The organism is Mycobacterium sp. MYCO198283, from assembly GCF_021213805.1.
GTDB lineage: Bacteria > Actinomycetota > Actinomycetes > Mycobacteriales > Mycobacteriaceae > Mycobacterium.
This window is the reverse complement of record NZ_JAJQJI010000007.1, coordinates 215,453-241,962: the sequence shown is the minus strand read 5'-3', so window position 1 is coordinate 241,962 and position 26,510 is coordinate 215,453. Positions and strand designations below refer to the sequence as shown.

The 26,510-nt window shown below is 72.3% G+C and carries 28 protein-coding genes; 22 read left to right on the top strand and 6 right to left on the bottom strand.

From position 1 onward, the window contains the following. Positions 1-18: 18 nt before the first annotated feature. The 7 genes from mltG (at position 19) to aroQ (ending at position 6,168) form a co-directional block, all read left to right on the top strand. The gene (mltG, locus tag LV457_RS15260; protein ID WP_232172150.1) at positions 19-1,206 is read left to right on the top strand and encodes an endolytic transglycosylase MltG; all 1,188 of its coding nucleotides are present in this window, start codon (positions 19-21) and stop codon (positions 1,204-1,206) included. Then, positions 1,203-2,021: a shikimate dehydrogenase gene (locus LV457_RS15255; RefSeq protein WP_232172042.1), complete on the top strand. Its 819-nt coding sequence runs from the start codon at positions 1,203-1,205 to the stop codon at positions 2,019-2,021. The genes mltG and LV457_RS15255 overlap by 4 nt, the downstream gene beginning before the upstream one ends. 9 nt (positions 2,022-2,030) lie before the next feature. Further along, complete coding sequence (locus LV457_RS15250; protein WP_232172041.1) at positions 2,031-2,474, top strand: A24 family peptidase; 444 nt, start codon at positions 2,031-2,033, stop codon at positions 2,472-2,474. A gap of 328 nt (positions 2,475-2,802) precedes the next feature. Further along, positions 2,803-4,011: a chorismate synthase gene (aroC, locus tag LV457_RS15245; protein ID WP_232172040.1), complete on the top strand. Its 1,209-nt coding sequence runs from the start codon at positions 2,803-2,805 to the stop codon at positions 4,009-4,011. 3 nt (positions 4,012-4,014) lie between these two features. Continuing rightward, a complete protein-coding gene (locus tag LV457_RS15240) occupies positions 4,015-4,632 on the top strand; it encodes a shikimate kinase (protein WP_232172039.1) in 618 nt (205 codons plus the stop codon). Further along, entirely contained in the window at positions 4,625-5,716 is a 1,092-nt protein-coding gene (gene aroB / locus LV457_RS15235; protein WP_232172038.1) for a 3-dehydroquinate synthase, read from the top strand. Before LV457_RS15240 ends, aroB begins: the two co-directional genes overlap by 8 nt. Then, complete coding sequence (aroQ, locus tag LV457_RS15230; RefSeq protein ID WP_232172037.1) at positions 5,713-6,168, top strand: type II 3-dehydroquinate dehydratase; 456 nt, start codon at positions 5,713-5,715, stop codon at positions 6,166-6,168. Before aroB ends, aroQ begins: the two co-directional genes overlap by 4 nt. Here aroQ and LV457_RS15225 read toward each other — a convergent pair. Beyond that, positions 6,126-6,692: a B-4DMT family transporter gene (locus LV457_RS15225; protein ID WP_232172036.1), complete on the bottom strand. Its 567-nt coding sequence runs from the start codon at positions 6,690-6,692 to the stop codon at positions 6,126-6,128. The two genes, aroQ and LV457_RS15225, sit on opposite strands and share 43 nt — an antisense overlap. A gap of 33 nt (positions 6,693-6,725) precedes the next feature. On the opposite strand from LV457_RS15225, the gene LV457_RS15220 reads away from it, so the two are divergent. From LV457_RS15220 to nusB, 3 genes are read left to right on the top strand one after another with little or no spacing between them, the layout of a single operon-like run. Then, complete coding sequence (locus LV457_RS15220; RefSeq protein ID WP_232172035.1) at positions 6,726-7,811, top strand: Xaa-Pro peptidase family protein; 1,086 nt, start codon at positions 6,726-6,728, stop codon at positions 7,809-7,811. Between the two features lie 18 nt (positions 7,812-7,829). Continuing rightward, positions 7,830-8,393 (top strand): elongation factor P, encoded by a 564-nt coding sequence (efp, locus tag LV457_RS15215; RefSeq protein WP_232172034.1) that lies wholly within the window; start codon positions 7,830-7,832, stop codon positions 8,391-8,393. Continuing rightward, complete coding sequence (nusB, locus tag LV457_RS15210; RefSeq protein ID WP_232172033.1) at positions 8,386-8,856, top strand: transcription antitermination factor NusB; 471 nt, start codon at positions 8,386-8,388, stop codon at positions 8,854-8,856. Before efp ends, nusB begins: the two co-directional genes overlap by 8 nt. On the opposite strand, the gene LV457_RS15205 is transcribed toward nusB, so the two are convergent. The 3 genes from LV457_RS15205 to LV457_RS15195 form a co-directional block, all read right to left on the bottom strand. Then, positions 8,853-9,953: a glycosyltransferase family 9 protein gene (locus LV457_RS15205; protein ID WP_232172032.1), complete on the bottom strand. Its 1,101-nt coding sequence runs from the start codon at positions 9,951-9,953 to the stop codon at positions 8,853-8,855. The genes nusB and LV457_RS15205 overlap by 4 nt on opposite strands. Position 9,954: 1 nt before the next feature. Further along, entirely contained in the window at positions 9,955-10,155 is a 201-nt protein-coding gene (locus tag LV457_RS15200; protein ID WP_232172031.1) for a DUF2795 domain-containing protein, read from the bottom strand. A gap of 92 nt (positions 10,156-10,247) precedes the next feature. Continuing rightward, positions 10,248-11,450, bottom strand: coding sequence for a serine hydrolase (locus tag LV457_RS15195; protein WP_232172030.1), 1,203 nt, complete (start codon positions 11,448-11,450; stop codon positions 10,248-10,250). Positions 11,451-11,583: 133 nt separating this feature from the next. Between LV457_RS15195 and pyrR the strand changes: the two genes are divergently transcribed. The 7 genes from pyrR (at position 11,584) to pyrF (ending at position 20,314) form a co-directional block, all read left to right on the top strand. After that, the gene (gene pyrR / locus LV457_RS15190; RefSeq protein ID WP_308192205.1) at positions 11,584-12,162 is read left to right on the top strand and encodes a bifunctional pyr operon transcriptional regulator/uracil phosphoribosyltransferase PyrR; all 579 of its coding nucleotides are present in this window, start codon (positions 11,584-11,586) and stop codon (positions 12,160-12,162) included. Positions 12,163-12,193: 31 nt separating this feature from the next. Beyond that, positions 12,194-13,144, top strand: coding sequence for an aspartate carbamoyltransferase catalytic subunit (locus LV457_RS15185; RefSeq protein ID WP_232172029.1), 951 nt, complete (start codon positions 12,194-12,196; stop codon positions 13,142-13,144). Then, entirely contained in the window at positions 13,141-14,436 is a 1,296-nt protein-coding gene (locus LV457_RS15180; RefSeq protein WP_232172028.1) for a dihydroorotase, read from the top strand. The genes LV457_RS15185 and LV457_RS15180 overlap by 4 nt, the downstream gene beginning before the upstream one ends. Beyond that, positions 14,433-14,951, top strand: coding sequence for a transporter (locus tag LV457_RS15175; protein ID WP_232172027.1), 519 nt, complete (start codon positions 14,433-14,435; stop codon positions 14,949-14,951). The genes LV457_RS15180 and LV457_RS15175 overlap by 4 nt, the downstream gene beginning before the upstream one ends. Next, positions 14,930-16,069, top strand: coding sequence for a glutamine-hydrolyzing carbamoyl-phosphate synthase small subunit (gene carA / locus LV457_RS15170; protein WP_374198862.1), 1,140 nt, complete (start codon positions 14,930-14,932; stop codon positions 16,067-16,069). The genes LV457_RS15175 and carA overlap by 22 nt, the downstream gene beginning before the upstream one ends. 92 nt (positions 16,070-16,161) lie before the next feature. Continuing rightward, complete coding sequence (carB, locus tag LV457_RS15165) at positions 16,162-19,503, top strand: carbamoyl-phosphate synthase large subunit (RefSeq protein WP_232172025.1); 3,342 nt, start codon at positions 16,162-16,164, stop codon at positions 19,501-19,503. A gap of 1 nt (position 19,504) precedes the next feature. Continuing rightward, complete coding sequence (gene pyrF / locus LV457_RS15160; RefSeq protein ID WP_232172024.1) at positions 19,505-20,314, top strand: orotidine-5'-phosphate decarboxylase; 810 nt, start codon at positions 19,505-19,507, stop codon at positions 20,312-20,314. A 42-nt stretch (positions 20,315-20,356) separates the two neighbouring features. Here pyrF and LV457_RS15155 read toward each other — a convergent pair whose 3' ends face one another. Continuing rightward, positions 20,357-20,644, bottom strand: a complete 288-nt coding sequence (locus LV457_RS15155; protein ID WP_232172023.1) for a hypothetical protein — start codon at positions 20,642-20,644, stop codon at positions 20,357-20,359. A 430-nt stretch (positions 20,645-21,074) separates the two neighbouring features. Between LV457_RS15155 and mihF the strand changes: the two genes are divergently transcribed. The 5 genes from mihF (at position 21,075) to metK (ending at position 25,017) form a co-directional block, all read left to right on the top strand. Next, a complete protein-coding gene (gene mihF / locus LV457_RS15150) occupies positions 21,075-21,392 on the top strand; it encodes an integration host factor, actinobacterial type (protein ID WP_232172022.1) in 318 nt (105 codons plus the stop codon). Positions 21,393-21,400: 8 nt separating this feature from the next. After that, positions 21,401-21,994, top strand: coding sequence for a guanylate kinase (gene gmk / locus LV457_RS15145; protein WP_374198861.1), 594 nt, complete (start codon positions 21,401-21,403; stop codon positions 21,992-21,994). 85 nt (positions 21,995-22,079) lie between these two features. Next, entirely contained in the window at positions 22,080-22,400 is a 321-nt protein-coding gene (gene rpoZ, locus LV457_RS15140) for a DNA-directed RNA polymerase subunit omega (protein WP_232172021.1), read from the top strand. A 6-nt stretch (positions 22,401-22,406) separates the two neighbouring features. Beyond that, complete coding sequence (coaBC, locus tag LV457_RS15135) at positions 22,407-23,648, top strand: bifunctional phosphopantothenoylcysteine decarboxylase/phosphopantothenate--cysteine ligase CoaBC (protein ID WP_232172020.1); 1,242 nt, start codon at positions 22,407-22,409, stop codon at positions 23,646-23,648. A 148-nt stretch (positions 23,649-23,796) separates the two neighbouring features. Continuing rightward, on the top strand, positions 23,797-25,017 hold the full coding sequence (metK, locus tag LV457_RS15130; protein ID WP_232172019.1) for a methionine adenosyltransferase: 1,221 nt from the start codon (positions 23,797-23,799) through the stop codon (positions 25,015-25,017). Here metK and LV457_RS15125 read toward each other — a convergent pair. Then, entirely contained in the window at positions 25,014-26,495 is a 1,482-nt protein-coding gene (locus LV457_RS15125) for an NAD(P)/FAD-dependent oxidoreductase (RefSeq protein WP_232172018.1), read from the bottom strand. The two genes, metK and LV457_RS15125, sit on opposite strands and share 4 nt — an antisense overlap. Between the last annotated feature and the right edge of the window lie 15 nt (positions 26,496-26,510).

Here is a 26,510-nt window from a genome sequence, read left to right as displayed (position 1 = left end):
GGGCCCCCGCGGCGCGGCATGTCCCGCGTCGACCGCGTCAAAGCGCAGCGCACCGCGCGCCGCCGGCGCAACGCCAAAGTCCTGACGCTGTTCGCGCTGATCGCCGTGCTGGTCACCGCCGTCTTCCTCGGCTCCAAGCTGTGGCACAGCGTGTTCGGCAGCGGCGGCGGCGAGGACTTCGCCGGCGGCGGCGGCGAGGACGTCGTCGTGCAGGTGCATGCCGGCGACTCGACCAGCGCCATCGCGCAGATGCTGCAGGACCGCCGGGTGGTCGCGACCGCCCGGGCGTTCGTGCGGGCCGCCGACGGCAACGAGTCGATCACCGCCATCCAGCCCGGCTACTACAAGATGCGTACCGAGATCCCCGCCGCCGACGCCGTCGACCGCCTGACCGACCCGCAGAACCGGGTCGGTTCGCTGGTGATCCCGGAGGGGCGTCAGCTCGACGACGTGCAGGACCTCAAGACCGGCGCCGTCACCGAGGGCATCCTGACGCTGATCTCCAAGGCGACCTGCGTCGACCTCGACGGCGCGCAGCGGTGCGTCACCGCCGACGCGCTGCGCGACGCCGCCACCGGCGAATCGCCGGCCGCGCTCGGGGTCCCGGACTGGGCCGTGCAGCCGGTGACGGCGATGCGCACCGACCACCGCCGCCTCGAAGGCCTCATCGCGCCCGGCTCGTGGGACATCGACCCGTCGGCGTCGCCGGCGCAGATCCTCGCGACCCTGATCCGCGGCAGCGCGCTGCAGTACTCGCAGCAGGGGCTGGTCGACGCGGCGGCGCAGATCGGGCAGACCCCGTACCACCTGCTGACCATCGCCTCGCTGGTGCAGCGCGAGGCCACCCCGCAGGATTTCAGCAAGGTGGCGCGGGTGATCCTGAACCGGCTGCGCGAGAACCGGACCCTGGAGTTCGATTCGACCGTCAACTTCGCGCTGGACCGCACCGAGGTCGCCACCACCGACGCCGACCGGGCCCGCCGCACGCCGTGGAACACCTACGTGACGCCCGGGTTGCCCGCGACGCCGATCTGCTCGCCGGGAGCCGACGCGCTCGCCGCCGCCGAGGCGCCCGCGCCGGGCGACTGGCTGTACTTCGTCACCGTCGACATGCAGGGCACCACCCTGTTCACCGTCGACTACCAGCAGCACCTCGCCAACATCGAGCTGGCGCGGCGCAACGGTGTGCTCGATTCGGCCCGGTGAACGGCGCCGGTGGTGAAGGCCGGCGTGCGGCGGTCCTCGGGTCGCCGGTCGCGCACTCCCGGTCGCCGCAGCTCCATCTCGCCGCCTACCGCGCGCTCGGGTTGACCGGCTGGAGCTACGACCGCATCGAGTGCAACGCCGCTGAGTTGCCCGCGCTGGTCGGCGGGTTCGGCCCGGAGTGGGTGGGGGTGTCGGTCACGATGCCGGGGAAGTTCGCGGCGCTGCGGTTCGCCGACGAGCGCACCGAGCGCGCCCGCCTGCTCGGCTCCGCCAACACCCTGGTACGCACGGCCACCGGGTGGCGCGCCGACAACACCGACGTCGACGGCGTGAGCGGAGCGCTGGCCGCGGTGGTCGCCGGCGATGCGGGCGGGCGTGCCGTCGTGCTGGGCGCCGGGGGAACCGCGCCCGCCGCGATCGCCGGGCTGGCGCAGCTCGGCTACACCGACATCACCGTCGTGGCCCGCACCCCGGCCAAGGCGCAACCGCTCGTCGGGCTCGGCGGCCGGCTGGGCGTGGCGGTGCGGGCGACGGACTTCGACGGCGCCTCGGCGGCCGGTGCGACCGTCGTCGTGAGCACCATCCCGGCCGCCGCCGCGGCCGCGCACGCTCGCGCGTTCGCCGGCGCGCCGGTGCTGCTCGATGCGATCTACGAGCCGTGGCCCACGCCGCTGGCCGAGGCGGTGTCGGCCGCGGGCGGCACCGTCGTCAGCGGCCTGCAGATGCTACTGAACCAGGCGTACGCCCAGGTCGAGCAGTTCACCGGCCTTCCGGCGCCCAAATCGGCGATGTCAGCGGCCCTGGGGGACCGTTAGCCTTCGACAGTGGGGGAGATCGTCGCCGGTGTGCTGGTCGCCGGCTGGCTGGCCGCGTTGTCGGCGTTCGACATCCGGGCGCGGCGGTTGCCGAACTGGCTGACGCTGCCGGGCGCCGTCGTCGTCCTCGGCGCGGCCGTGGCGGCGGGCCGGGGCTGGCCGGCCGCGGCCGGTGCCGCCGCACTGGCCGGGCTCTATCTGGTGGTGCACCTCGGGTCGCCCGCCGCGCTGGGCGCCGGCGACGTCAAGCTCGCGATCGGGCTCGGCGCGCTGACCGGCGCTTTCGGCACGCCGGTGTGGACGCTCGCCGCGCTGGCTGCGCCGCTGGGCACCGCGCTGTGGGGGCTCGCCGTGCTGGTGCGTCCGGCCGGTCGCTCGCCCGCCGCCACCGTGCCGCACGGCCCGGCGATGTGCCTGGCGAGCGCGGCGGCCGTCGCGCTGGTGATCGTCTGACGCTCTTTCGCCGGTCGCTGCGACTGGGGACTTTCACTGGCCGGCTTCGACTTTCACACGCCGGCGGTGACTTTCACACCGGGGCGCCGACACGCCGATCCTCGCCGCCCTGGTGTGAGACTCGCCGCCCTGGTGTGGGACTCGACACCCTGGCGCAATAGTGAACGCCTCGCCCTGAAAGCGCCGCCGCCCAGCGGACGATGTGTCGCTCAGAGGCGGGCAACCGCAACGTCGTCCCGGCCGGCGACGGGTGTGACAGATGTGCCGCGTGGGGGCCGCGGCACGGACGATTCACTCGCCGCCGAGCACCCGTGGGAAGATGGGACGCGTGTTGCGATGGACCACAGCAGGCGAATCCCACGGTCGTGCCCTGGTGACCGTCCTGGAGGGGATGGTCGCCGGCGTCGAGGTCACGTCGGCCGACATCGCCGCCCAGCTGGCGCGCCGCCGGCTCGGCTACGGCCGCGGCGCCCGGATGAAGTTCGAGGCGGACCAGGTCACGGTGCTCGCCGGCGTGCGGCACGGGCGGACGCTGGGCGGTCCCATCGCCGTCGAGATCGGCAACACCGAGTGGCCCAAGTGGGAAACCGTGATGGCGCCCGACCCGGTGGCGCCCGAGGAACTCGACGACGTCGCCCGCAACGCCCCGCTCACCCGCCCCCGGCCGGGCCACGCCGATTACGCCGGCATGCTCAAGTACGGCTTCGACGACGCCCGCCCGGTGCTGGAGCGGGCGAGCGCCCGGGAGACCGCGGCGCGGGTCGCGGCGGGCACGGTCGCCCGCGAGTTTCTGCGGCAGGCGCTCGGGGTCGAGGTGCTGTCCCACGTCATCTCCATCGGCGCCTCGCAGCCCTACGACGGCCCGCCGCCCACCGCCGCCCACCTGTCCGCCATCGACGCCAGCCCCGTGCGGGCGTACTCCGGCGAGGCCGAGCGGTCCATGATCGCCGAGATCGAGGCGGCCAAGAAGGACGGCGACACGCTCGGCGGCGTCATCGAGGTGGTGGCCCTGAACCTGCCGATCGGACTCGGCTCCTTCACCAGCGGCGACGCCCGGCTCGACAGCCAGCTGGCCGCCGCGGTCATGGGCATCCAGGCGATCAAGGGCGTCGAGATCGGCGACGGCTTCGCGACGGCCCGCCGCCGCGGCAGCGTCGCCCACGACGAGATCTACCCCGGCCCCGACGGCGTGATCCGCTCCACCAACCGCGCCGGCGGGCTGGAAGGCGGCATGACCAACGGCCAGGCGCTGCGCGTGCGCGCGGCGATGAAGCCGATCTCGACGGTCCCGCGGGCGCTCGCGACGGTCGACATGGCCACCGGCGACGAAGCGGTGGCGATCCACCAGCGATCCGACGTGTGCGCGGTGCCCGCCGCCGGCGTGGTGGTGGAGGCGATGGTCGCGCTGGTGCTGGCGCGTGCGGCGCTGCAGAAGTTCGGCGGCGACTCACTGCGGGAGACCCGCACCAACATCGGCGCCTACCTCGACGCGGTGGCGGCGCGCGAAAAGCATCCGGCCGCGCGGGCCTCGGGCTAGGCCATGGCGCCCAGAGCCGTGCTCGTCGGGCTGCCCGGTGCGGGCAAGTCCACCATCGGCCGGCGGCTGGCGCGGGCCCTCGACACCACCTTCCTCGACACCGACGCCGCGATCGAGCAGCAGACCGGCCGCACCATCGCCGACATCTTCGCCACCGAGGGCGAAGCCGGCTTCCGGCGCATCGAGGAGCAGGTGGTGCGCGAGGCGCTCGCCACCCACGACGGCGTGCTGTCGCTGGGCGGCGGCGCCGTGACCACCCCCGGCGTGCGGGAGGCGCTGTCCGGCCACCCCGTCGTCTACCTGGAGATCACGGCGGCCGAAGGCGTGCGGCGCACCAGCGGCAACGCCAACCGGCCGCTGCTCGCCGGCGTCGACCGGGCCGAAAAGTTCCGGTCACTCATGGCCGAGCGCGCGCCGCTGTACCGCCGCGTGTCGACGATCCGCGTCAACACCAACCGGCGCAACCCCGGTGCGGTGGTGCGGCTGATCGCCGCCAAGCTGGAACAGCCGAACCGACGCCGGCGCCCGCCGTGGCGGCGCGTCGCCACCGCCCCCGCCGCCGACGCGGGACCCCCGTCGCCGGCACTGCTGGCCCGTCGAGCGGAGAAACGCCATGGCTGAACCGGCCGATCCGGTGACGATCGACGTCCGCGTCGACCCGCCCTACCCGGTGATCGTCGGGCACCAGCTGTCCGACGAGCTGCCCCGCTTGCTGGCGGGCGCCCACAAGGTCGCCATCGTCTACCAGCCGACGCTGGCGCAGCGCGCCGAGCGCGTGCGTGCGCAGCTGACCGACCACGGCTTCGACGCGCACCGCATCGAGATCCCGGACGCCGAGGACGGCAAGGACCTGCGCGTCGCCGGCTACCTGTGGGAAGTGCTGGGACGCATCGGGATCGGCCGCAAGGACGCGCTCGTCAGCCTCGGCGGCGGGGCGGCGACGGACGTGGCGGGCTTCGCGGCGGCCACCTGGCTGCGCGGCGTGGCCATCGTCCACATGCCGACCACGCTGCTGGCCATGGTCGACGCCGCCGTCGGCGGCAAGACCGGCATCAACACCGAGGCCGGCAAGAACCTCGTCGGCGCCTTCCACCAGCCCGCCGGTGTGCTCGTCGACCTCGACGTGCTGACCACGCTGCCCGCCAACGAGCTCGTCGCCGGCATGGCGGAGGTGGTCAAGGCCGGGTTCATCGCCGACCCGGTCATCCTCGACCTCATCGAGGCCGATCCGGCCGCCGCCGTCGACCCGGCGAAAGACGTGCTGCCCGAACTCATCCGGCGCTCGATCGCCGTCAAGGCCGAGGTGGTGGCCGCCGACGAGAAGGAGTCCGCGCTGCGCGAGATCCTCAACTACGGGCACACGCTGGGCCACGCGATCGAGCGCCGCGAGCGCTACCAGTGGCGTCACGGCGCGGCGGTGTCGGTGGGGCTGGTGTTCGCCGCGGAGCTGGGGAGACTGTCCGGACGGCTCGACGACGCCACCGCCGAGCGCCACCGCGCGATCCTCACCTCGCTCGGGCTGCCCGTCAGCTACGACGCCGACGCGCTGCCGCAGCTCATCGAGTACATGGCGGGCGACAAGAAGTCCCGCGCCGGCGTGCTGCGCTTCGTGGTGCTCGACGGCCTCGCCAAACCGGGGCGACTGGAAGGGCCCGATCCGGCGCTGCTGGCCGCCGCCTACTCCGAGCTGCGGGAGGCCTCGTGAGCCGCACCGTCACCGTCATCAACGGGCCCAACCTCGGCCGGCTGGGACTGCGGGAGCCCGCCGTCTACGGCCGCACCACGCACGCCGAGCTCGTCGCGCTCATCGAGCGGGAGGCGGCGGAGCTGGGGCTGACGGCGGTCGTGCGCCAGAGCGACAGCGAAGCGCAGCTCTTGCAGTGGATTCACGACGCCGCCGACGCCGGCCAGGCGGTGATCCTCAACGCCGGCGGGCTGACCCACACCTCGGTGGTGCTGCGCGACGCGTGCGCGGAGCTGACGGCACCACTGATCGAGGTGCACATCTCCAACGTGCACGCCCGCGAGGCGTTTCGGCACCACTCTCACCTGAGCGCGGTGGCGACCGGCGTGATCGTCGGGCTCGGCGTACAGGGCTATCTGTTGGCGCTGCGCTACTTGGCCGACTCGCCCGACGACGACGTCGCCGCGGGCTGAGTGGCCGAGTCGTCGTCGCGCACGGCGGCGAACACGTCGGTGTCGGTGTTGTCGCCGCTGTCGTCGCGCGGCTTTCCGCCGCGCCGCACCGACGGCTCGTCGGGCCGGCTCCGGTCGACGAGCCAGCGGCCGACGGCGACCCCGAGGATCGCGGGCAGGAAGACCAGCAGCGCCGTGAACGCCGCGAACGTGCTGATCTCGTTGAGCAGCCCCTCGGCGTACAGCTCGGTGTAGAACTTCGAGATCAGCCACGCGATCAGGCCGCTGAGGATGCCCGCGACCAAGCCCGCGAGCAGCCACGTCATCGCCAGGTCGTCGCGCCGGTCGGGGTCGGGGTTGGCGCGCGCGTCGGCGCGGCCGTCCACGTAACCCCACACGGCGACCACGACCCCGAAGATCACCACCAGCGAGACGCTGATCATCAGGGCCTTCGTCTCGAACATGTTGATGAGGGCCGACTGCACCAGCCGGAGGATCACCATTGCCGCGGCGAAGACCAGCCCGCGCATCAACCACGACTTCATGGGGCCACAGCGTAGCGAGTAGCGTCGGCGGCTGTGACGGAAACCTCTCGTCGGGCCGAACTGCGCACCCGGTTACAGCAGGCCGAGCTGGATGCGCTGCTGGTCAGCGACTTGGTGAACGTGCGCTACCTGTCCGGGTTCACCGGCTCCAACGCCGCGTTGCTCGTCTTCGCCGACGACCGCGAGCCCGTGCTCGCCACCGACGGCCGCTACCGCACGCAGGCCGCCGCCCAGGCGCCCGATCTGCGGGTCGACATCGAGCGGGCCTGCGGCCCGCACCTGGCGGCCGAGGCCGCCCGGGCCGGCGCGGGCCGGTTGGGCTTCGAAAGCCACGTCGTGACCGTCGACGCCTACGACGGGCTGGCCGCCGCGTGCGGTGACGGCGCCTCCCTGGTGCGGGCGTCCGGCCACGTCGAGGCGCTGCGGGAGGTCAAGGAGGACGCCGAGGTCGCGCTGCTGCAGGCGGCCTGCGACGCGGCGGACGCGGCGCTGCGAACGCTGGTGGAGCGGGGCGGCATCCGGCCGGGCCGCACCGAGAAAGAGGTCGGCCGCGACCTGGAGGCGCTGATGTTCGACCACGGCGCCGACGGGGTGTCCTTCGAGACCATCGTCGCGGCCGGTGCGAACTCGGCGGTGCCGCATCACCGGCCGACGGGCGCGGTGCTCGCGGCGGGCGACTTCGTGAAGATCGACTTCGGGGCGCTGGTCGCCGGGTACCACTCCGACATGACCCGCACCTTTGTCCTCGGGCCGCCCGCCGACTGGCAGCGGGAGATCTACGAGCTGGTGGCGCAGGCGCAGCGGGCGGGCCGCGAAGCGCTCGCACCGGGCGCCGCGCTGCGCGACGTCGACGGCGCGGCCCGGCGGGTGATCGCCGACGCCGGCCACGCCGAACGCTTCTCCCACGGCCTGGGTCACGGTGTCGGGCTGCAGATCCACGAAGCGCCCGGAATCGGCGCCACCGCCGTCGGTACACTGCGTACTGGCTCGACGGTCACCGTGGAGCCCGGGGTCTACCTGCCCGGTCGCGGCGGTGTCCGCATCGAGGACACGCTGGTCGTGCGTGGCGGAGATCCGCACCTGCTTACCCGGTTCCCTAAGGAACTGGCCATTCTCTGACCCGAGGAGTTCCCCACCGTGGCATCGACTGCCGATTTCAAGAACGGCCTCGTGCTGGTGATCGACGGCAACCTGCAGCAGATCATCGAGTTCCAGCACGTCAAGCCCGGCAAGGGTCCCGCGTTCGTGCGGACCAAGCTCAAGAACGTGCTGACCGGCAAGGTCGTCGACAAGACGTTCAACGCCGGCGTGAAGGTGGAGACCGCCACCGTCGACCGGCGCGACACCACCTACCTCTACCGCGACGGCTCCGACTTCGTGTTCATGGACAGCCAGGACTACGAGCAGCACGCGCTGCCGGAGTCGCTGGTCGGTGACGCGGCGAAGTTCCTGCTCGAGGGCATGCCGGTGCAGGTGGCCTTCCACGACGGCGCCCCGCTCTACCTCGAGCTCCCGACCACTGTGGAGATGGTGGTGACGCACACCGAGCCGGGTCTGCAGGGCGACCGCTCGAACGCCGGCACCAAGCCCGCCACCGTCGAGACCGGCGCCGAGATCCAGGTGCCGCTGTTCATCAACACCGGCGACAAGCTCAAGGTCGACTCCCGCGACGGCAGTTACCTCGGCCGGGTGAATGGCTGATCGCCCGGACCGGGGACGCCATCAGGCGCGCAAGCGGGCGGTCGACCTGCTGTTCGAGGCCGACCAGCGCGGCCTGACGCCCGCGGAGGTGGCCGAGGGCCGCAACCGGATCGCGGGGCGGCAGGGCGATGTGGCGCCGCTGAACCCCTACACGCTGACAGTCGCGCGCGGCGTCACCGAGCACCAGGCGCACATCGACGACCTGATCGCCTCGCACCTGCAGGGCTGGACGCTCAACCGGCTGCCGGCGGTGGACCGGGCCATCCTGCGGGTGGCGGTGTGGGAGCTGCTGCACGCCGACGACGTGCCCGAACCGGTGGCGGTCGACGAGGCCGTCGAGCTCGCCAAGCAGCTGTCCACCGACGAGTCGCCCGGGTTCGTCAACGGCGTGCTGGGGCAGGTCATGCTGGTGACCCCGCAGATCCGCGCGGCCGCGGCGGCCGTGCGGCGCGGCGAGCCCTAGGCGAGCAGCTCCCGCACCTCGTCGAGCACCTCGTCGGGCGCGATGTCGGCGACGATCGGGACGTCGTGCTCGCAGCGCGGCGTCTCCGGGCGGGTGCAGTCGCGGCCGCACAGCGGGCACTGCGTGGTGAACGACATCAGCACCCGGTGCCGCAGCCGGCCCAGCGGCGCGGCGTTGAACGCGTTGCCGATCCAGTAGATCCCCACGGTGGGCGTGCCGACGGCCTGCGCGAGGTGACGGACGCCGCTGTCGTTGCCGAGCAGCACGTCGCCGGCGTCGAGCACGCCGACGAGCGCCGCCAGGTCCAGGCCGTCGAGCACCGTGACCCGGTGGCGCGCGCCGCCGACCACCATGCCGTCGACCTTGGCGGCGACGTCGCGCATCACGGTCCGCTCGGCGGCGGTGCCCACGATCACCGCGCGGGCGCCGTCGCGCAGGCACGCGGCGGCGACCGCGGCGAAGTGCTCGGGCGGCCACCGGCGCCGCGGATCCCGGGCGCCCGGATGGATGACGAGCGTCGGCCGGTCCGACGGCGGCAGCACCCGCCGTGCTGCGGCGCGATCGGCGTCGGTGACCTCGACGCGCGGATCGAGGGTGACCGGCGGTGCGCCCGCGAGCCCGGCCACCTCCAGCCAGCGCAGCACCGCGTGCTGGTAGGGCCGGTACGGCAACCAGCGCGTCAGCTCGGCCGCATCGGGGGTGCGGGTGCCGACCGTCCACCGCGGCGCCAGCGCCAGCAGGAACGGATTGGACCACCGGCCGCCGCCGTGCAGCTGCACGCCCAGGTCGATCGGCCGCCGGCACACCGCGTCCCGGAACGCCCGCGGATCGTTGCCCTCACCGTTGCCAGCACCCACATCGTGGACGCCGTGGGCGTACGGCAGCGGCACCACCTCGGTCACCGCCGACGGCCGACCGCGATACAGCTGGTCGTTGCCGGGCGCGCACATCAGCACGATCTCGGCGTCCGGGTAGGCGGCGGCCAGCGCGTCGATCGCCGGCCCGGCCAGCAGCACATCGCCCAGCCCGTCACCGCGCAGGACCGCGATGCGGCGGACGTCAGGCCATCGATCCGCTACCGGTCCGACGGCCCGCACGTCACGAGGTCGATCCGCCGAGCGCGTCGGCGTCGCCGAGCGCCGACATCACGGCATTCGGGCCGTCGAAGCTGTCCTTCTTGAGCCCGCGCAGTGCCTCGACCAGCTCCTTGTCGGCGCCGTTGCTCTCGGCGTGCTTGGCAAGGTCCTCCGCCGATCCGGGGTAGTCGAAACCGCCGAGGCTCTTCTGTACTTCGGTCACCTGAAATCCCATGCGGCTGAGCTACCCGCTGCCCGCGGCCAGAAACCGGCCGACGCCGAACCGCCCGGTGACGCGATCCTTACGGACCGGCGTCAGCCCACGAGTTCGGCGTAGGTGCGCCGGACGAATTTCGGCTGCGCGGCCTGCAGCCGCAGCAGCGAGGTGTTGCCGGCGATCGCGGCAGCTGCGTCGGCGCCGAAGTTCGGCATGTTCTGCACGAGGTAGAGCAGGATCAGGTCGTTCTCCGGGTCCGCCTGCCACCAGGTGCCGTATGCGCCCGGCCAGCCGAAGGTGCCCCGACCGCCGGGCCCGAACAGCCGCTGCGCCTGCACCGGGTCGGTGACCACCGAGAGGTTCAACCCGAAGCCCCGGCCCACCCAGAACGGCATGCCGAGGAAGGGGTGGCGCTTCTGGTCGGCGGTGAGCCGGTCGGTGCGCATGGCGGTCACCGAGTCCGGCGTGAGCACCCGAACACCGTCGACCTCGCCGCCGCCCAGCAGCATGCGGGCGAACCGCAGATAGTCGTCGGCGGTGGAGTACAGGTTGGCGCCGCCCATGCAGAACCGCGGCGGCTTGACCGCGGGCGGGCCCATCGCGTCGTCGCGCAGCGTGTCGCCGTCGAGCCGGTACATCGTCGCGACGCGCCCGCGGGCCTGCGGGCTGACGTAGAAGCCGGTGTCGGCCATGCCGAGCGGTTTGAGGATCCGCTCGACGAGGACGTCGTGCAGCGTCGCGCCGGTCAGCCGCTCCACCAGGATGCCGAGCACGTCGGTGGCCACGCTGTAGGTCATCTTCTCGCCCGGCTGATGGTGCAGCGGCAGCTCGGCGACCTCGGCAAGCCAGGCGGCGGGGTCCTGGCGCGCGGAGATGCGGCCGTAGGCGCGCGCCAGCGGCCCGGGGACGGAGAAGAAGTAGGCGAGCCCGCTGCGGTGGGTCATCAGGTCGTCGACCGTGATCGCCCGCTGCGCCGGATGGGTGCGGTCCAGCTCGCCGCCGGGTTCGTCGAGGACCCGCATGTCGGAGAGCTCCGGCAGGTACTCGGTGACGGGATCGGTCAGCGCCAGCCGGCCTTCCTCGACCAGCGTCATCGCGGCGGCGACGGTCACCGGCTTGGTCATCGAGGCGATGCGGAAGATGGTGTCGCGCTGCATCGGTGCGCGCGTGCCGACGTCGCGGTGCCCGATCTCGTTGACCTGCACGACGTTTCCGCGGTGCCATACGAGGGTCACCGCACCGGAGAGCAGGCCGGCGTCGACGACCTGCTCGATGGCGGCGCGGTTGCGGTCGAGCGTCACCGGCTCAGCATCCCGTGCAGCTCGTCGAGGCGGTACGGCGGGGTGTCGTGGGTGACGCCTGATAGGCTGCCCGGCAGTTCGACGTCCTTTAACGATCCGTCCCGTGAGGCGGAGAAGGAGGTCCGGGTCGCGCGTGGGCAATCCTGACAACCCCGACCGGGAGCTGATGACCGCAGCCGACGTCGGCCGCACCATTTCCCGCATCGCGCATCAGATCATCGAGAAGACCGCCCTGGACGGCGGCGCCGACGCCCCGCGCGTCGTCCTGCTCGGCATCCCGACCCGCGGCGTGACGCTGGCGGCCCGGCTGGCGGCGAAGATCGCCGAGTTCGCCGGCGTGACCGTCGCGCACGGCGCCCTCGACATCACGCTGTACCGCGACGATTTGGCCAACAAGCCACCGCGGCCGTTGGCGGACACCGTCATCCCCGCCGGCGGCATCGACAACGCGCTGGTGGTGCTGGTCGACGACGTGCTCTACACCGGACGCTCGGTGCGCGCCGCGCTCGACGCGCTGCGCGACATCGGCCGGCCGAAGGCGGTGCAGTTGGCGGTGCTGGTGGATCGCGGCCACCGCGAGCTCCCGGTGCGCGCCGACTACGTGGGGAAGAACGTGCCGACCTCGCGCAGCGAGAACGTCAAGGTGCGGCTCGCCGAGGACGACGGCGTCGACGGGATCTGGATCGCACCGCACGGAGGGCCGCAGCGATGAGCGCTTGCGCGAAGAGCGGACGGGCTCAGCGATGACTCGTCATCTGCTGGCGGCCGGCGACCTGAGCCGCGACGAGGCGCTGGCGATCCTCGACGACGCCGACCACTTCCGGGAGGCGCTGCTGGGCCGCGAGGTGAAGAAGTTGCCCACGCTGCGCGGCCGCACCGTGATCACGATGTTCTACGAGAATTCCACCCGCACCCGGGTGTCGTTCGAGGTGGCCGGCAAGTGGATGAGCGCCGACGTCATCAACGTCAGCGCGTCGAGCTCGTCGGTGAGCAAGGGCGAGTCGCTGCGCGACACGGCGCTGACGCTGCGGGCCGCCGGCGCCGACGCGCTGATCATCCGGCATCCGGCATCCGGTGCGGCGCAGCAACTTTCGTCCTGGACGGCGGAGCCGGACGGCTCCGGACCCAGTGTGATCAACGCGGGTGACGGCACCCACGAGCACCCGACGCAGGCGCTGCTTGACGCGCTGACGCTGCGGCAGCGGCTCGGCGGCATCGAGGGCCGCCGCGTGGTGATCGTCGGCGACATCCTGCACAGCCGGGTCGCCCGCTCGAATGTGATGCTCCTCGCGACGCTGGGCGCCGAGGTGGTGCTGGTCGCGCCGCCGACGCTGCTGCCGGTGGGGGTGGCCGGCTGGCCGGTGACGGTGTCGCACGACCTCGACGCCGAGCTGCCCGCCGCCGACGCCGTGCTGATGCTGCGCGTGCAGGCCGAGCGGATGAACGGCGGCTTCTTCCCCTCGGCGCGCGAGTACTCGGTGCTCTACGGGCTGTCGGATCGCCGCCAGGCGATGCTGCCGGGCCACGCGGTGGTGCTGCATCCCGGACCGATGCTGCGCGGGATGGAGATCGCCCACTCGGTGGCCGACTCGCCGCAATCGGCGGTGCTGCAACAGGTCTCGAACGGAGTGCATGTGCGGATGGCGGTGCTGTTCCACCTGCTGGTGGGTAGCGATGCGGCGGTCGGCGCATGAGCACGCTGATCACCGGGGTTCGCCCGTACGGCGAGGGCGAGCCGGTCGACGTGCTGGTCGCCGACGGCCAGATCGCCGGGATCGGCGCCGAGCTGTCGATCCCGGACGACGCCGACGTGATCGACGCCCGGGGCCAGGTGTTGCTGCCCGGGTTCATCGACCTGCACACCCACCTGCGCGAACCGGGCCGCGAATACGCCGAGGACATCGAGACCGGTTCGGCCGCCGCGGCGCTCGGCGGGTACACGGCGGTGTTCGCGATGGCCAACACCGAGCCGGTCGCCGACTCCGTCGTCGTCACCGACCACGTGTGGCGGCGCGGCCGGCAGGTCGGGCTGGTCGACGTGCACCCGGTCGGTGCCGTCACGGTCGGGCTCGCCGGTCAGCAGCTCACCGAGATGGGGCTGATGGCCGCCGGCGAAGCGCAGGTGCGGATGTTCTCCGACGACGGCAGCTGCGTGGCCGACCCGCTGGTGATGCGCCGCGCGCTGGAGTACGCGACCGGGCTGGGCGTGCTGGTCGCCCAGCACGCCGAGGAGCCGCGGCTCACCGCCGGCGCCGTCGCCCACGAGGGGCCGAACGCCGCCCGGCTCGGGCTGGCCGGCTGGCCGCGCGCCGCCGAGGAGTCGATCGTCGCCCGCGACGCGCTGCTGGCCCGCGACGCCGGCGCGCGCATCCACATCTGCCACGCCTCGACGGCGGGCACCGTGGAGATCGTCCGGTGGGCCAAGGAGCAGGGCATCGCCATCACCGCCGAGGTGACACCGCACCATCTGCTGCTCGACGACTCGCGGCTCGCCGGCTACGACGGCGTCAACCGCGTGAACCCGCCGCTGCGCGAGGCCGACGACGCGGTCGCGCTGCGCAGGGCGCTCGCCGACGGCGTGATCGACTGCGTGGCCACCGATCACGCGCCGCACGCCGAGCACGAGAAGTGCGTGGAGTTCGCGGCCGCGCGGCCCGGCATGCTCGGGCTGCAGACCGCGCTGTCGGTGGTGGTGCAGACGATGGTGGCGCCCGGGCTGCTCGACTGGCGGGGCGTCGCGCGGGTGATGAGCGAGAACCCGGCCCGCATCGCCGGCCTGCCGGACCAGGGCCGGCCGATCGAGGTCGGGGAGCCGGCCAACCTGACCGTCGTCGACGCCGACGCGACCTGGTCGGTGCGCGGTGCCGCGTTGGCCAGCCGTGCGTCGAACACGCCGTACGAGGCCATGACGCTGCCCGCCGTGGTCACCGCGACGCTGCTGCGCGGCCGGGTGACGGCGCGGAACGGGAAAGCGGAGCCGCTGTGAACACCGGAACGCTCGTCGCGTCGCTGGTCATGGCGGCCGTGCTGGTCCTGGTGATCGGCGTCGTGATCCGGCAGATGCTGCGCGGCTGGATGCGGCGCGCGCAGCGCCAGGTCGAGGCCATCGGCAGCCTGCCCCCGCTGCCCGACACCGTCGGGCCGGCGATCATCGCGCCGACGCGGGGGCTCTACGTCGGCAGCACGCTGGTCGGGTCCACGCCGGGCTCGCCGGCGTGGCTGGACCGGGTCGCGGTCGGCGACCTGGGGTATCGCACCAAGGCGGTGCTCACGCGGTATCCGGAGGGCATCATGGTGCAGCGCAGCGGCGGGACGCCGATCTGGATTCCCGACGAGTCGATCACCGAGATCCGCGCCGAACGCCGGCTCGCGGGCAAGGTGCTCACCCACGACGGCATCTTGGCGATCCGCTGGCGCCTGCCGTCCGGCACCGAGATCGACACCGGCTTCCGCGGCGACGACGAACAGGACTATGCGACATGGCTGGGGGAAGCGGCGTGACCGGAAAAGCGCTCCTCGTTCTGGAGGACGGCCGGGTGTTCACCGGCACCGAGTTCGGTGCGGTGGGCCAGACGCTGGGGGAGGCGGTGTTCTCCACCGGCATGTCCGGCTATCAGGAGACCCTGACCGATCCCAGCTACCACCGGCAGATCGTGGTGGCCACCGCGCCGCAGATCGGCAACACCGGCTGGAACACCGAGGACGCCGAGAGCCGCGGCGACCGCATCTGGGTGGCCGGCTACGCGGTGCGCGACCCGTCGCCGCGGCCGTCGAACTGGCGGTCGACGACCACGCTCGACGAGGAGCTGACGCGGCAGGGCATCGTCGGCATCGCCGGCATCGACACCCGCGCCGCGGTGCGCCATCTGCGCAGCCGCGGCTCGATGAAGGCCGGCATCTTCTCCGGAGCCGCGCTGGCATCCACCGACGAGCTGCTGGAGCGGGTGCGCACGCAGCCGGCGATGCTGGGCGCCGACCTGGCCGGCGAGGTCAGCACCGACAGCGGCTACGTCGTGGATCCCGACGGGCCGCACCGGCTCACGGTCGCCGCGTTCGACCTCGGCATCAAGACCAACACGCCGCGCAACTTCGCCCGCCGCGGCATCCGCTGCCACGTGCTGCCGTCGGGCGCGTCATTCGACGAGGTGGTCGCGCTCAACCCGGACGGCGTGTTCCTGTCCAACGGGCCCGGCGACCCGGCGACCGCCGACCACATCGTCGGCGTCACACAGCAGGTGCTCGACGCCGGCATCCCGCTGTTCGGCATCTGCTTCGGCAACCAGCTGCTGGGGCGGGCGCTCGGCCGTTCGACCTACAAGATGACGTTCGGGCACCGCGGCATCAACGTGCCGGTGATCGACCACGCCACCGGCAGCGTGGCGATCACCGCCCAGAACCACGGCTTCGCGCTGGAGGGCGAGGCGGGCGAGGAGTTCGACACGCCGTTCGGCCGGGCCGTCGTCAGCCACACCTGCGCCAACGACGGGGTGGTCGAGGGGCTGCGGCTGCTCGACGGGCGGGCGTTCTCGGTGCAGTACCACCCGGAGGCCGCCGCCGGCCCGCACGACGCCAACTACCTGTTCGACCAGTTCGTCGACCTGATGGAAGGGGAGAAGTGAGCCCGGTTCCCGCGAGCGTGCGTGTCTGCACCGCGACACGCCGCACATCCCGTACCGCGGCGCACGCTCGCACCGCGGCGGGGGTGCGCTGAATGCCCAGACGCGAGGACCTGCAACACGTGCTGGTGATCGGCTCCGGGCCGATCGTGATCGGGCAGGCCGCCGAATTCGACTACTCCGGCACCCAGGCGTGCCGGGTGCTGCGGGCCGAAGGGCTGCAGGTCACCCTGATCAACTCCAACCCGGCGACGATCATGACCGACCCGGAGTACGCCGACAACACCTACATCGAGCCCATCACGCCGGCGTTCGTCGAGAAGGTGATCGCCCAGCACGCCGAGCGCGGCAACCGCATCGACGGGCTGCTCGCGACCCTCGGCGGGCAGACGGCGCTCAACACCGCCGTCGCGTTGAGCGACAACGGTGTGCTGGAGCGCTACGGCGTCGAGCTGATCGGCGCGGACTTCGAGGCCATCCAGCGCGGCGAGGACCGGCAGCGGTTCAAGGACATCGTCGCCAAGGTCGGCGGGGAGTCGGCGCGCAGCCGGGTGTGCTTCACGATGGCCGAGGTCCGCGAGACCGTCGAGGAGCTCGGCCTGCCGGTCGTCGTCCGGCCGAGCTTCACCATGGGCGGCCTCGGGTCCGGCATGGCCTACGCCGCCGACGACGTGGAACGGATGGCCGGCGACGGCCTGGCCGCCTCGCCGAGCGCGAACGTGCTGATCGAGGAGTCGATCTACGGCTGGAAGGAATACGAGCTCGAGCTCATGCGCGACGGCCACGACAACGTCGTCGTCGTGTGCTCGATCGAGAACTTCGACCCGATGGGGGTGCACACGGGCGACTCGGTGACGGTGGCGCCGGCGATGACGCTGACCGACCGCGAGTACCAGGCCATGCGCGACCTCGGCATCGCGATCCTGCGCGAGGTCGGCGTCGACACCGGCGGCTGCAACATCCAGTTCGCGGTGAACCCGGCGGACGGCCGGCTCATCGTCATCGAGATGAACCCGCGGGTCTCGCGGTCCAGCGCGCTGGCGTCCAAGGCCACCGGGTTCCCGATCGCCAAGATCGCCGCGAAGCTCGCGATCGGCTACACGCTCGACGAGATCGTCAACGACATCACCAAGGAGACGCCGGCCTGCTTCGAGCCGACGCTGGACTACGTGGTCGTCAAGGCGCCGCGGTTCGCGTTCGAGAAGTTCCCCGGCGCCGACGCCACGCTGACCACCACCATGAAGTCGGTCGGCGAGGCGATGGCGCTGGGCCGCAACTTCGCCGAGGCGCTCGGCAAGGTGATGCGCTCGCTGGAGACCACGCGCGCAGGCTTCTGGACCGGCCCGGACCCCGACGGTGACGTCGCGGCGGTGCTGGAACGGCTGCGGACGCCCACCGAGGGCCGGCTCTACGACATCGAGCTGGCGCTGCGGCTCGGTGCGTCGGTCGAGGAGGTCGCGGCCGCGTCCGGGGTGGACCCGTGGTTCGTCGACCAGATCGCCGGGTTGCAGACCCTGCGGACTCAGCTGACCGAGGCGCCGGTCCTCGACGCCGACCTGCTGCGGCGCGCCAAGTACAGCGGGCTTTCGGACCGGCAGATCGCCGCGCTGAGACCGGAACTGGCGGGCGAGACCGGCGTGCGCGCGCTGCGCCAGCGGCTCGGCATCCATCCGGTGTACAAGACGGTCGACACCTGCGCGGCCGAGTTCGAGGCCAAGACCCCCTACCACTACAGCTCCTACGAGCTGGACCCTGCCGCCGAGACCGAGGTCGGGCCGCAGACCGAGCGTCCGAAGGTGCTGATCCTCGGGTCGGGACCCAACCGCATCGGGCAGGGCATCGAGTTCGACTACAGCTGCGTGCACGCCGCCACGACGCTGAGTCAGGCGGGCTTCGAGACCGTGATGGTCAACTGCAACCCCGAGACGGTGTCCACCGACTACGACACCGCTGACCGGCTCTACTTCGAGCCGCTGACCTTCGAGGACGTGCTGGAGGTCTACCACGCCGAACAGGCGTCGGGGGCCGGTGGTCCCGGCGTGGTGGGCGTGATCGTGCAGCTCGGTGGCCAGACGCCGCTGGGGCTCGCGCAGCGACTCGCCGACGCCGGCGTGCCGATCGTCGGCACCCCGCCGGAGGCGATCAACCTGGCCGAGGACCGCGGCGCGTTCGGCGACGTGCTGGCGACCGCCGGACTGCCGGCGCCGCGCTTCGGGCTGGCCACCAGCTTCGAGCAGGCGCGCCGCATCGCCGCCGAGATCGGCTATCCGGTGCTGGTGCGGCCGTCCTACGTGCTCGGCGGGCGCGGCATGGAGATCGTCTACGACGAGGCGACGCTGGAGGGCTACATCACCCGCGCCACCGAGCTGTCACCGGAGCACCCGGTGCTGGTCGACCGCTTCCTGGAGGACGCGATCGAGATCGACGTCGACGCGCTGTGCGACGGCACCGAGGTGTACATCGGCGGGATCATGGAGCACATCGAGGAGGCCGGCATCCACTCCGGCGACTCGGCGTGCGCGCTGCCGCCGGTGACGCTGGGCCGCACCGACATCGACAACGTGCGGCGGGCCACCGCCGCGATCGCGCACGGCATCGGCGTGGTCGGGCTGCTCAACGTGCAATACGCGCTCAAGGACGACGTGCTCTACGTGCTGGAGGCCAACCCCAGGGCGAGCCGTACCGTGCCCTTCGTCTCCAAGGCCACCGCCGTGCCGCTCGCCAAGGCGTGCGCCCGGGTGATGCTCGGCGCCACCATCGCCGAACTGCGCGCCGAGGGCGTGCTGGCCGCCGAGGGCGACGGCGCCACCGCGGCGCCGCACGCCCCGATCGCGGTCAAGGAGGCGGTGCTGCCCTTCAACCGGTTCCGCCGCGCCGACGGAGCCCAGGTCGATTCGCTGCTCGGCCCCGAGATGAAGTCGACCGGCGAGGTCATGGGCATCGACCGCGACTTCGGCACCGCGTTCGCCAAGAGCCAGACCGCCGCGTACGGCTCGCTGCCGATGTCGGGCACGGTGTTCGTGTCGGTCGCCAATCGGGACAAGCGGTCGCTGGTGTTCCCCGTCAAACGCCTCGCCGATCTCGGGTTCCGCGTGCTGGCCACCGAGGGCACCGCGGAGATGTTGCGGCGCAACGGAATCCCGTGCGACGTGGTGCGCAAGCACTATGAGAGTCCAAGTGGAACCGACGACACGCGGCCGTCGGCGGTCGACGTCGTCCGCGCCGGCCAGGTGCAGATGGTGATCAACACCCCGTACGGCAACTCCGGCCCGCGGGTCGACGGGTATGAGATCCGGGCGGCCGCGGTGGCGGCGAGCATTCCGTGTGTCACGACGGTGCAGGGCGCGTCGGCGGCCGTGCAGGGCATCGAGGCGGGGATCCGCGGCGACATCGGCGTGCGGTCGGTGCAGGAGTTGCACAGCGCCCTGGGGCACTGACGTGGCGGGCCGCTTCGGCGTCCGGCTGGCCGGGGCGATGGCGGCCCGCGGCCCGCTGTGTGCGGGCATCGACCCGCATCCGGAGCTGTTGCGGGCGTGGGGCCTGCCGGTGGACGTCGACGGGCTCGCGGCGTTCAGCGACGCCTGCGTCGAGGCGTTCGCCGGCTGCGCCGCCGTGAAGCCGCAGGTCGCCTTCTACGAGGCCTACGGGTCGGCGGGGTACGCGGTGCTGGAGCGCACGATCGCGGCGCTGCGTCACGCCGGGGTGCTGGTGATCGCCGACGCCAAGCGCGGCGACATCGGGTCGACGATGGCCGCCTACGCCGCCGCGTGGGCGGGCGACTCGCCGCTGGCGGCCGACGCCGTCACCGCGTCGCCGTATCTCGGCTTCGGCTCGCTGACACCGCTGCTGGCGGCCGCCGACGCCACCGACCGGGGTGTGTTCGTGCTGGCCGCCACCTCCAACCCCGAGGGCGCCACCGTGCAGCACGCCGCGGTGGGCAACGGCACGGTCGCGCAGTCGATCGTCGATGCCGCCGCGCAGCGCAATGCGGCGGCGGCGCCGGACCCGGGGTCGACGGGCGTCGTCGTCGGTGCGACGGTCGCCGCGCCGCCGCGGCTGGCCCACCTCAACGGGCCCGTGCTGGTTCCCGGCATCGGTGCCCAGGGCGGCGCCGTCGAGCACCTGCGGGCCTGGGAGCTGCCGCCCGGCATGCTGCTGCCGACGGTCTCGCGGGACATCCTGCGCGCGGGGCCGGACGTGTGCGCGCTGCGGGCGGCCGCCGAGAGGGTGCGCGACACGCTGGCGTAGCCGGGGCCACGCCAGCGTGCCGGCGCCGTCACGCCGTGGCGCTCACAACCGGATCCACTGGCCGAGGAACCAGAACCCCCAGCCGTCGCCGTTGCCGGCGGGCAGCGGGACGACCCGCTGACCGTGGTAGTCGAACGGCTGGTGATCGTGGCGGGCCTGTTCGATGCCGCGCTCCGGCCCGGCGGCCGGCGCCGGCTGGCAGGGCGCGCCATGCGGACCGCCGCACGGAGCGCCCGGGTCGGCGGCGGCGGTGGCCACTCCCAGGCCCAGCCCGCCGAGACCCACGGCTCCCAGCACCAGGCCTGCGCTCACGAGGTGTTTCACGGTCATCTGCTCCTTTTCGTCGGTGTGGTGAAGCAGGTGCTTCGGTCGCGACGGTAGGAACCGGGGATGAGCGAATGCTGGGGCGCAGCTGGGGGCGAACTGTGAGCATCGAGTCGCGCGCCCGCGGCCGCCGCGCGCGTTGGGTCTGTGGCCGCGGCGTGGCCTCCTCGACCTTCGCCGCCACGAGCGCCGGGCCGTGGGCTGGCGAAAGTCGGTGCCCGACACCTGCTTCGGGGCGGTTTCGGCGTCGCGGCCGACGCGGGTCCGGCGGCGTCGAGCCGGCGTGGCGGGTCGGCGCGTCACGGCTACACGCTGCGGTTTTGGCACCGGGAACCGGGGGTGCTGTTCGCAATCGTCGGTGGTCGTGGGTACGGTCGTCGTCGCTGGCCGAGAAACATTGGCCAAGGCATCGACATACGACGAGACGGAGGAACCCGTGGCCCTTCCCCAGTTGACCGACGAGCAGCGCGCGGCCGCGTTGGAGAAGGCTGCTGCCGCCCGTCGGGCGCGCGCCGAACTCAAGGACCGGCTCAAGCGCGGCGGCACCAACCTCAAGCAGGTTCTGCAGGACGCCGAGACCGACGAGGTGCTCGGCAAGATGAAGGTGTCGGCGCTCCTGGAGGCCCTGCCCAAGGTGGGCAAGGTCAAGGCGCAGGAGATCATGACCGAGCTGGAGATCGCCCCCACCCGCCGGCTGCGCGGCCTCGGCGACCGCCAACGCAAGGCGCTGCTGGAGAAGTTCGACAACTCCTGACGCTCCCCGTGTCAGCCCCCGGGGGACTGGACAGCCCGCGCGTCGTGGTGCTGTCCGGTCCCTCCGCGGTGGGGAAGTCGTCCGTCGTCCGGTGCCTGCGCGACCGCCTGCCCGATCTGTTCTTCAGTGTGTCGGCGACCACGCGCGCACCGCGGCCGGGCGAGGTCGACGGCGTCGACTACCACTTCGTCGACGCCGAACGCTTCCAGCAGCTCATCGACGCCGGGGAACTGCTCGAGTGGGCCGACATCCACGGTGGGCTGCACCGGTCCGGCACGCCCGCAGAACCGGTCCGGGCTGCGGCCGCCGCCGGCCGGCCGGTGCTCATCGAGGTCGACCTGGCCGGTGCGCGGGCCATCAAGGCCGCACTGCCCAGCGTCGTCACGGTGTTCCTGGCACCGCCGAGCTGGGAGGCGCTGGAGGCGCGGCTGGCCGGCCGCGGCACCGAGACGGCGGAGGTTCGCCGCCGCCGACTCGCCACCGCCCGGGAGGAAATGGCCGCCCAAGCGGACTTCGACACGGTGGTGGTCAATCGCCGATTGGAGGATGCTTGCGCGGAATTGGTATCCTTGCTGGTGGGAACCGCGCCGGAGCAGGCGTGACGTTCCGGTCCTTCCCGACGAAGGCCTCGTTTGCGCCGGTGAGCCGCCCCTCGGCCCGGCCTCAGCTGCCAGGAGACATCTCTACGTGAGCACGCCCGACACCGCCCTCTCCGCCGTACCGGCGACCGATCTGGACTCCCGGATCGACCCCGCCTCGTACGACACGCCGCTGGGCATCACCAATCCGCCGATCGACGAGCTGCTCAACCGCGCGTCGAGCAAGTACGCGCTGGTGATCTACGCCGCCAAGCGCGCGCGCCAGATCAACGACTACTACAACCAGCTCGGCGACGGCATCTTGGAGTACGTCGGCCCGCTCGTCGAGCCGGGTCTGCAGGAAAAGCCGCTGTCCATCGCCCTGCGCGAGATCCACCAGGACCTGCTGGAGCACACCGAGGGCGAGTAGCGGCTCATGGACCGCAAGCGGATCGTCGTCGGCGTCGCCGGCGGGATCGCCGCCTACAAGGCGTGCTCCGTCGTCCGGCAGTTGACCGAGGCGGGCCACTCGGTGCGGGTGGTGCCCACCGAATCGGCGCTCAAGTTCGTCGGCGCCGCCACGTTCGAGGCGCTCTCCGGCCAGCCGGTCGCGACCGGTGTGTTCACCGACGTTCCCGCGGTCCCGCACGTGCAGATCGGCAAGCAGGCCGACCTCGTCGTCGTCGCGCCCGCGACCGCCGACCTGCTGGCGCGCGCCGCGGCCGGCCGCGGTGACGATCTGCTCACCGCCACCCTGCTCACCGCGCGATGCCCGGTGCTGTTCGCACCCGCCATGCACACCGAGATGTGGCAGCACCCGGCGACCGTCGACAACGTGGCGACGCTGCGCCGCCGCGGCGCCGTGGTGCTCGAGCCGGCGTCGGGCCGGCTCACGGGCAGCGACACCGGACCCGGCCGGCTCCCCGAACCCGAGGAGATCGCGGCGCTGGCCGAGCTGCTGCTCGAGCGCAGCGACGCCCTGCCCTACGACCTGGCCGGCTACCAGATGCTCGTCACCGCCGGCGGCACCCGGGAGGCTATCGACCCGGTCCGGTTCATCGGCAACCGCAGCTCCGGCAAGCAGGGCTTTGCGGTGGCCCGGGTCGCCGCACAGCGCGGCGCCGAGGTCACCCTGATCGCCGGCCACACCGTCGGCCTGGCCGATCCGGCCGGCGTGCACGTCGTCCACATCAGCTCCGCCGACCAGCTCAAGGACGCGGTGACCAAGCACCTGCCGGACGCGCACGTGCTGGTGATGTCCGCCGCGGTCGCGGACTTCCGGCCGACGCACGTCGCGACCACCAAGATCAAGAAGGGCGCCGGGGAGCCGTCGGTCATCGAGCTCACCCGCACCGACGACGTGCTCGCCGGAGCCGTCCGCGCGCGTCGCGACGGCCTGCTGCCGCACATGCGCGCCATCGTCGGGTTCGCGGCGGAGACCGGCGACGCGCGGGGCGACGTGCTGTTCCATGCCCGCGCCAAGCTCGCCCGCAAAGGGTGTGACCTGCTGGTCGTGAATGCGGTCGGTGAGGGCCGGGCCTTCGAGGTCGACCACAACGACGGGTGGCTGCTGGGCGCCGACGGCACCGAGACCGCGCTCGAACACGGCACCAAGGCGCTGATGTCGAGCCGCATCGTCGACTCGATCGCCGCGCTGCTGCGAAGCCGGGCCGGCTGACGCGCCCGGAATTGGACGCGATCGGCGTGCGTGGAACACTTGCGCCGCGGTCGGCCACCGTCTTGGGTGTGTCGGGGCGGCAGGCGAGCAACCGATACGATTCGCTCGACTAATCACCTGCCTGCAGGTTCTGCGAAGGGAAGTACACGTGAGCTCGAAGGGTCGGCTGTTCACCAGCGAGTCGGTGACCGAAGGACATCCCGACAAGATCTGTGACGCCATCAGCGACTCCGTGCTCGACTCCCTGCTCGCGCAGGATCCCGGCAGCCGCGTCGCGGTCGAGACACTGGTGACCACGGGCCAGGTGCACGTCGTCGGCGAGGTCACCACCAAGGCGAGGGAAGCGTTCGCCGACATCACCAACACGGTCCGCGCGCGGATCCTCGAGGTCGGCTACGACTCCTCGGACAAGGGCTTCGACGGCACCACCTGTGGCGTGAACATCGGCATCGGCGCACAATCGCCCGACATCGCGCAGGGCGTCGACACCGCCCACGAGACGCGGGTCGAGGGTGCGGGCGACCCGCTTGATGCGCAGGGCGCGGGCGATCAGGGTCTGATGTTCGGCTACGCCATCCGCGACACCCCGGAGCTGATGCCGCTGCCGATCGCGCTGGCGCACCGGCTCGCCCGCCGGCTGACCGAGGTCCGCAAGAACGGCGTCGTCGACTACCTGCGGCCCGACGGCAAGACGCAGGTCACCGTGCAGTACGACGGTGTGACCCCGGTGCGGCTCGACACCGTGGTGCTCTCGACGCAGCACGCCGAGGGCATCGACCTGGAGGGGACGCTGACCCCGGACATCCGGGAGAAGGTGGTCAACACCGTGCTGGCCGACCTCGGCCACGACACCATGGACACCTCCGACTTCCGGCTGCTCGTCAACCCCACCGGCAAGTTCGTGCTCGGCGGCCCGATGGGGGACGCCGGGCTGACCGGCCGCAAGATCATCGTCGACACCTACGGCGGCTGGGCCCGCCACGGCGGCGGCGCGTTCTCCGGCAAGGACCCGTCGAAGGTGGACCGCTCGGCCGCGTACGCGATGCGCTGGGTCGCCAAGAACGTCGTCGCGGCCGGCCTGGCCGACCGCATCGAGGTGCAGGTCGCCTACGCCATCGGCAAGGCCGCGCCGGTCGGGCTGTTCGTCGAGACCTTCGGCAGCGAGACCGTCGACCCGGCCAAGATCGAGAAGGCCATCAGCGAGGTCTTCGACCTGCGGCCGGGCGCCATCGTCCGCGACCTGGACCTGCTGCGGCCCATCTACGCGCCGACCGCCGCGTACGGCCACTTCGGCCGCACCGACATCGACCTGCCGTGGGAGCGGACCGACAAGGCCGAGGCACTCAAGACCGCCGTCGAGGCCGGCTAAGCCGAGTAGCGGTAGTCGTCGAGGTCGAACCGGCGGCTGCGCCAGTCGGCCTCCAACGTCGTCGCCCGCCGCAGCGGCACGTCGCCGTTGGAGTCGAAGTAGTAGCTGTTGGCGAGCGCGCAGCTGCGCTGCCAGAAGATCTGCGTGTGGCGTTTGCGCAGCATCTCGGCGAAGTAGCGGTCGTTGGCCTCGGGGCGCACCTCGACGCGGCGGGCGCCGCGGCGCCGCGCCTCGGCGAGGCACCGGACGATGTGACGGGTCTGCGTCTCGATCAGCGCGAAGTACGACGAGCCGACGTAGCCGTAGGGCCCCATGATCGTGAAGAAGTTCGGGAACCCCGGCACGCTGACGCCCTCGTAGGCCTGCATGCGGTGCTGCTGCCAGTACTCGGCCAGTGACAGCTCGTCACGCCCGTGCACCGGGTAGGGGACGGCATCGACGTCCATGACCTTGAAACCCGTCGCCAGGATCAGCACGTCGATGTCGTAGCGGCCGCCGTCGGTGGTGGCGACCCCGCTGTCGGTCACCTTGTCGATGGGCGTGGTGACGAGCTCGACATTGTCGCGGTTGTAGGTCGCCAGGTAGCTGTTGTGGAAGCCCGGCCGCTTGCAGCCCACGGCGTAGCGCGGCGTCAGCTTGTCGCGGACCTCCGGATCGGTCACCTGCTGTTCGAGGTAGCGCCGGCCGAAGCGCTCGGTGAGCCGGCCGAGCGGGAAGTACGTCGCGTACTGCGCGGTCACCGGGAACGTCAGCTCGACGTAGGCCTGGCTGAGCAGTCGCTGCGCGGTCCGGGCGCCGGGGATACGGGCCGCCCGCCGCGCCGCCGGCGGCAGCGGGACGTCGAACTTCGGAAAGCACCAGATGGGCGTGCGCTGGAACACGGTGAGCTGCGCGACCAGCGGCGCGATCTCCGGGATGACCTGCACCGCCGACGCGCCGGTGCCGATGATCGCGACGCGCTTGCCGGTGAGGTCCTGGCTGTGGTCCCAGCGGGCGGTGTGCATGGTGACCCCGCCGAAGCCCTCGACGCCGTCGATGTCGGGGAACCGCGGCACGTTGAGCGGTCCGCAGCCGTTGACCAGGTAGCGGGCGGTCAGCTGGTCGCCGGAGCTCAGGTCGATGCGCCACAGGTCCGCGTCGGGGTCGTAGGCCGCGCCGGTCACCTCGGTGCCGAACCGGATCCGTGGCCGCAGCCCGTACTTCTCGACGCAGTGGTCGGCATAGGCCTTCAACTCGGCGCCCGGCGCGTAGGTGCGCGTCCAGTTCGGGTTGGGTTCGAAGGAGAACTGGTAGGAGAACGACGGGATGTCGACGCCGATGCCCGGATAGCTGTTCCAGTACCAGGTGCCGCCGGGCTCGGCGCCCGCCTCGACGATCAGGTAGTCGCCGAAGCCGTGGCGGTCGAGTGCGATGCCGGTGCCGATCCCGGAGAACCCGGCCCCGACGATCAGCGTGGTGACATCAGGTGTTGTCCTCATGTCGGCACTGTAGGC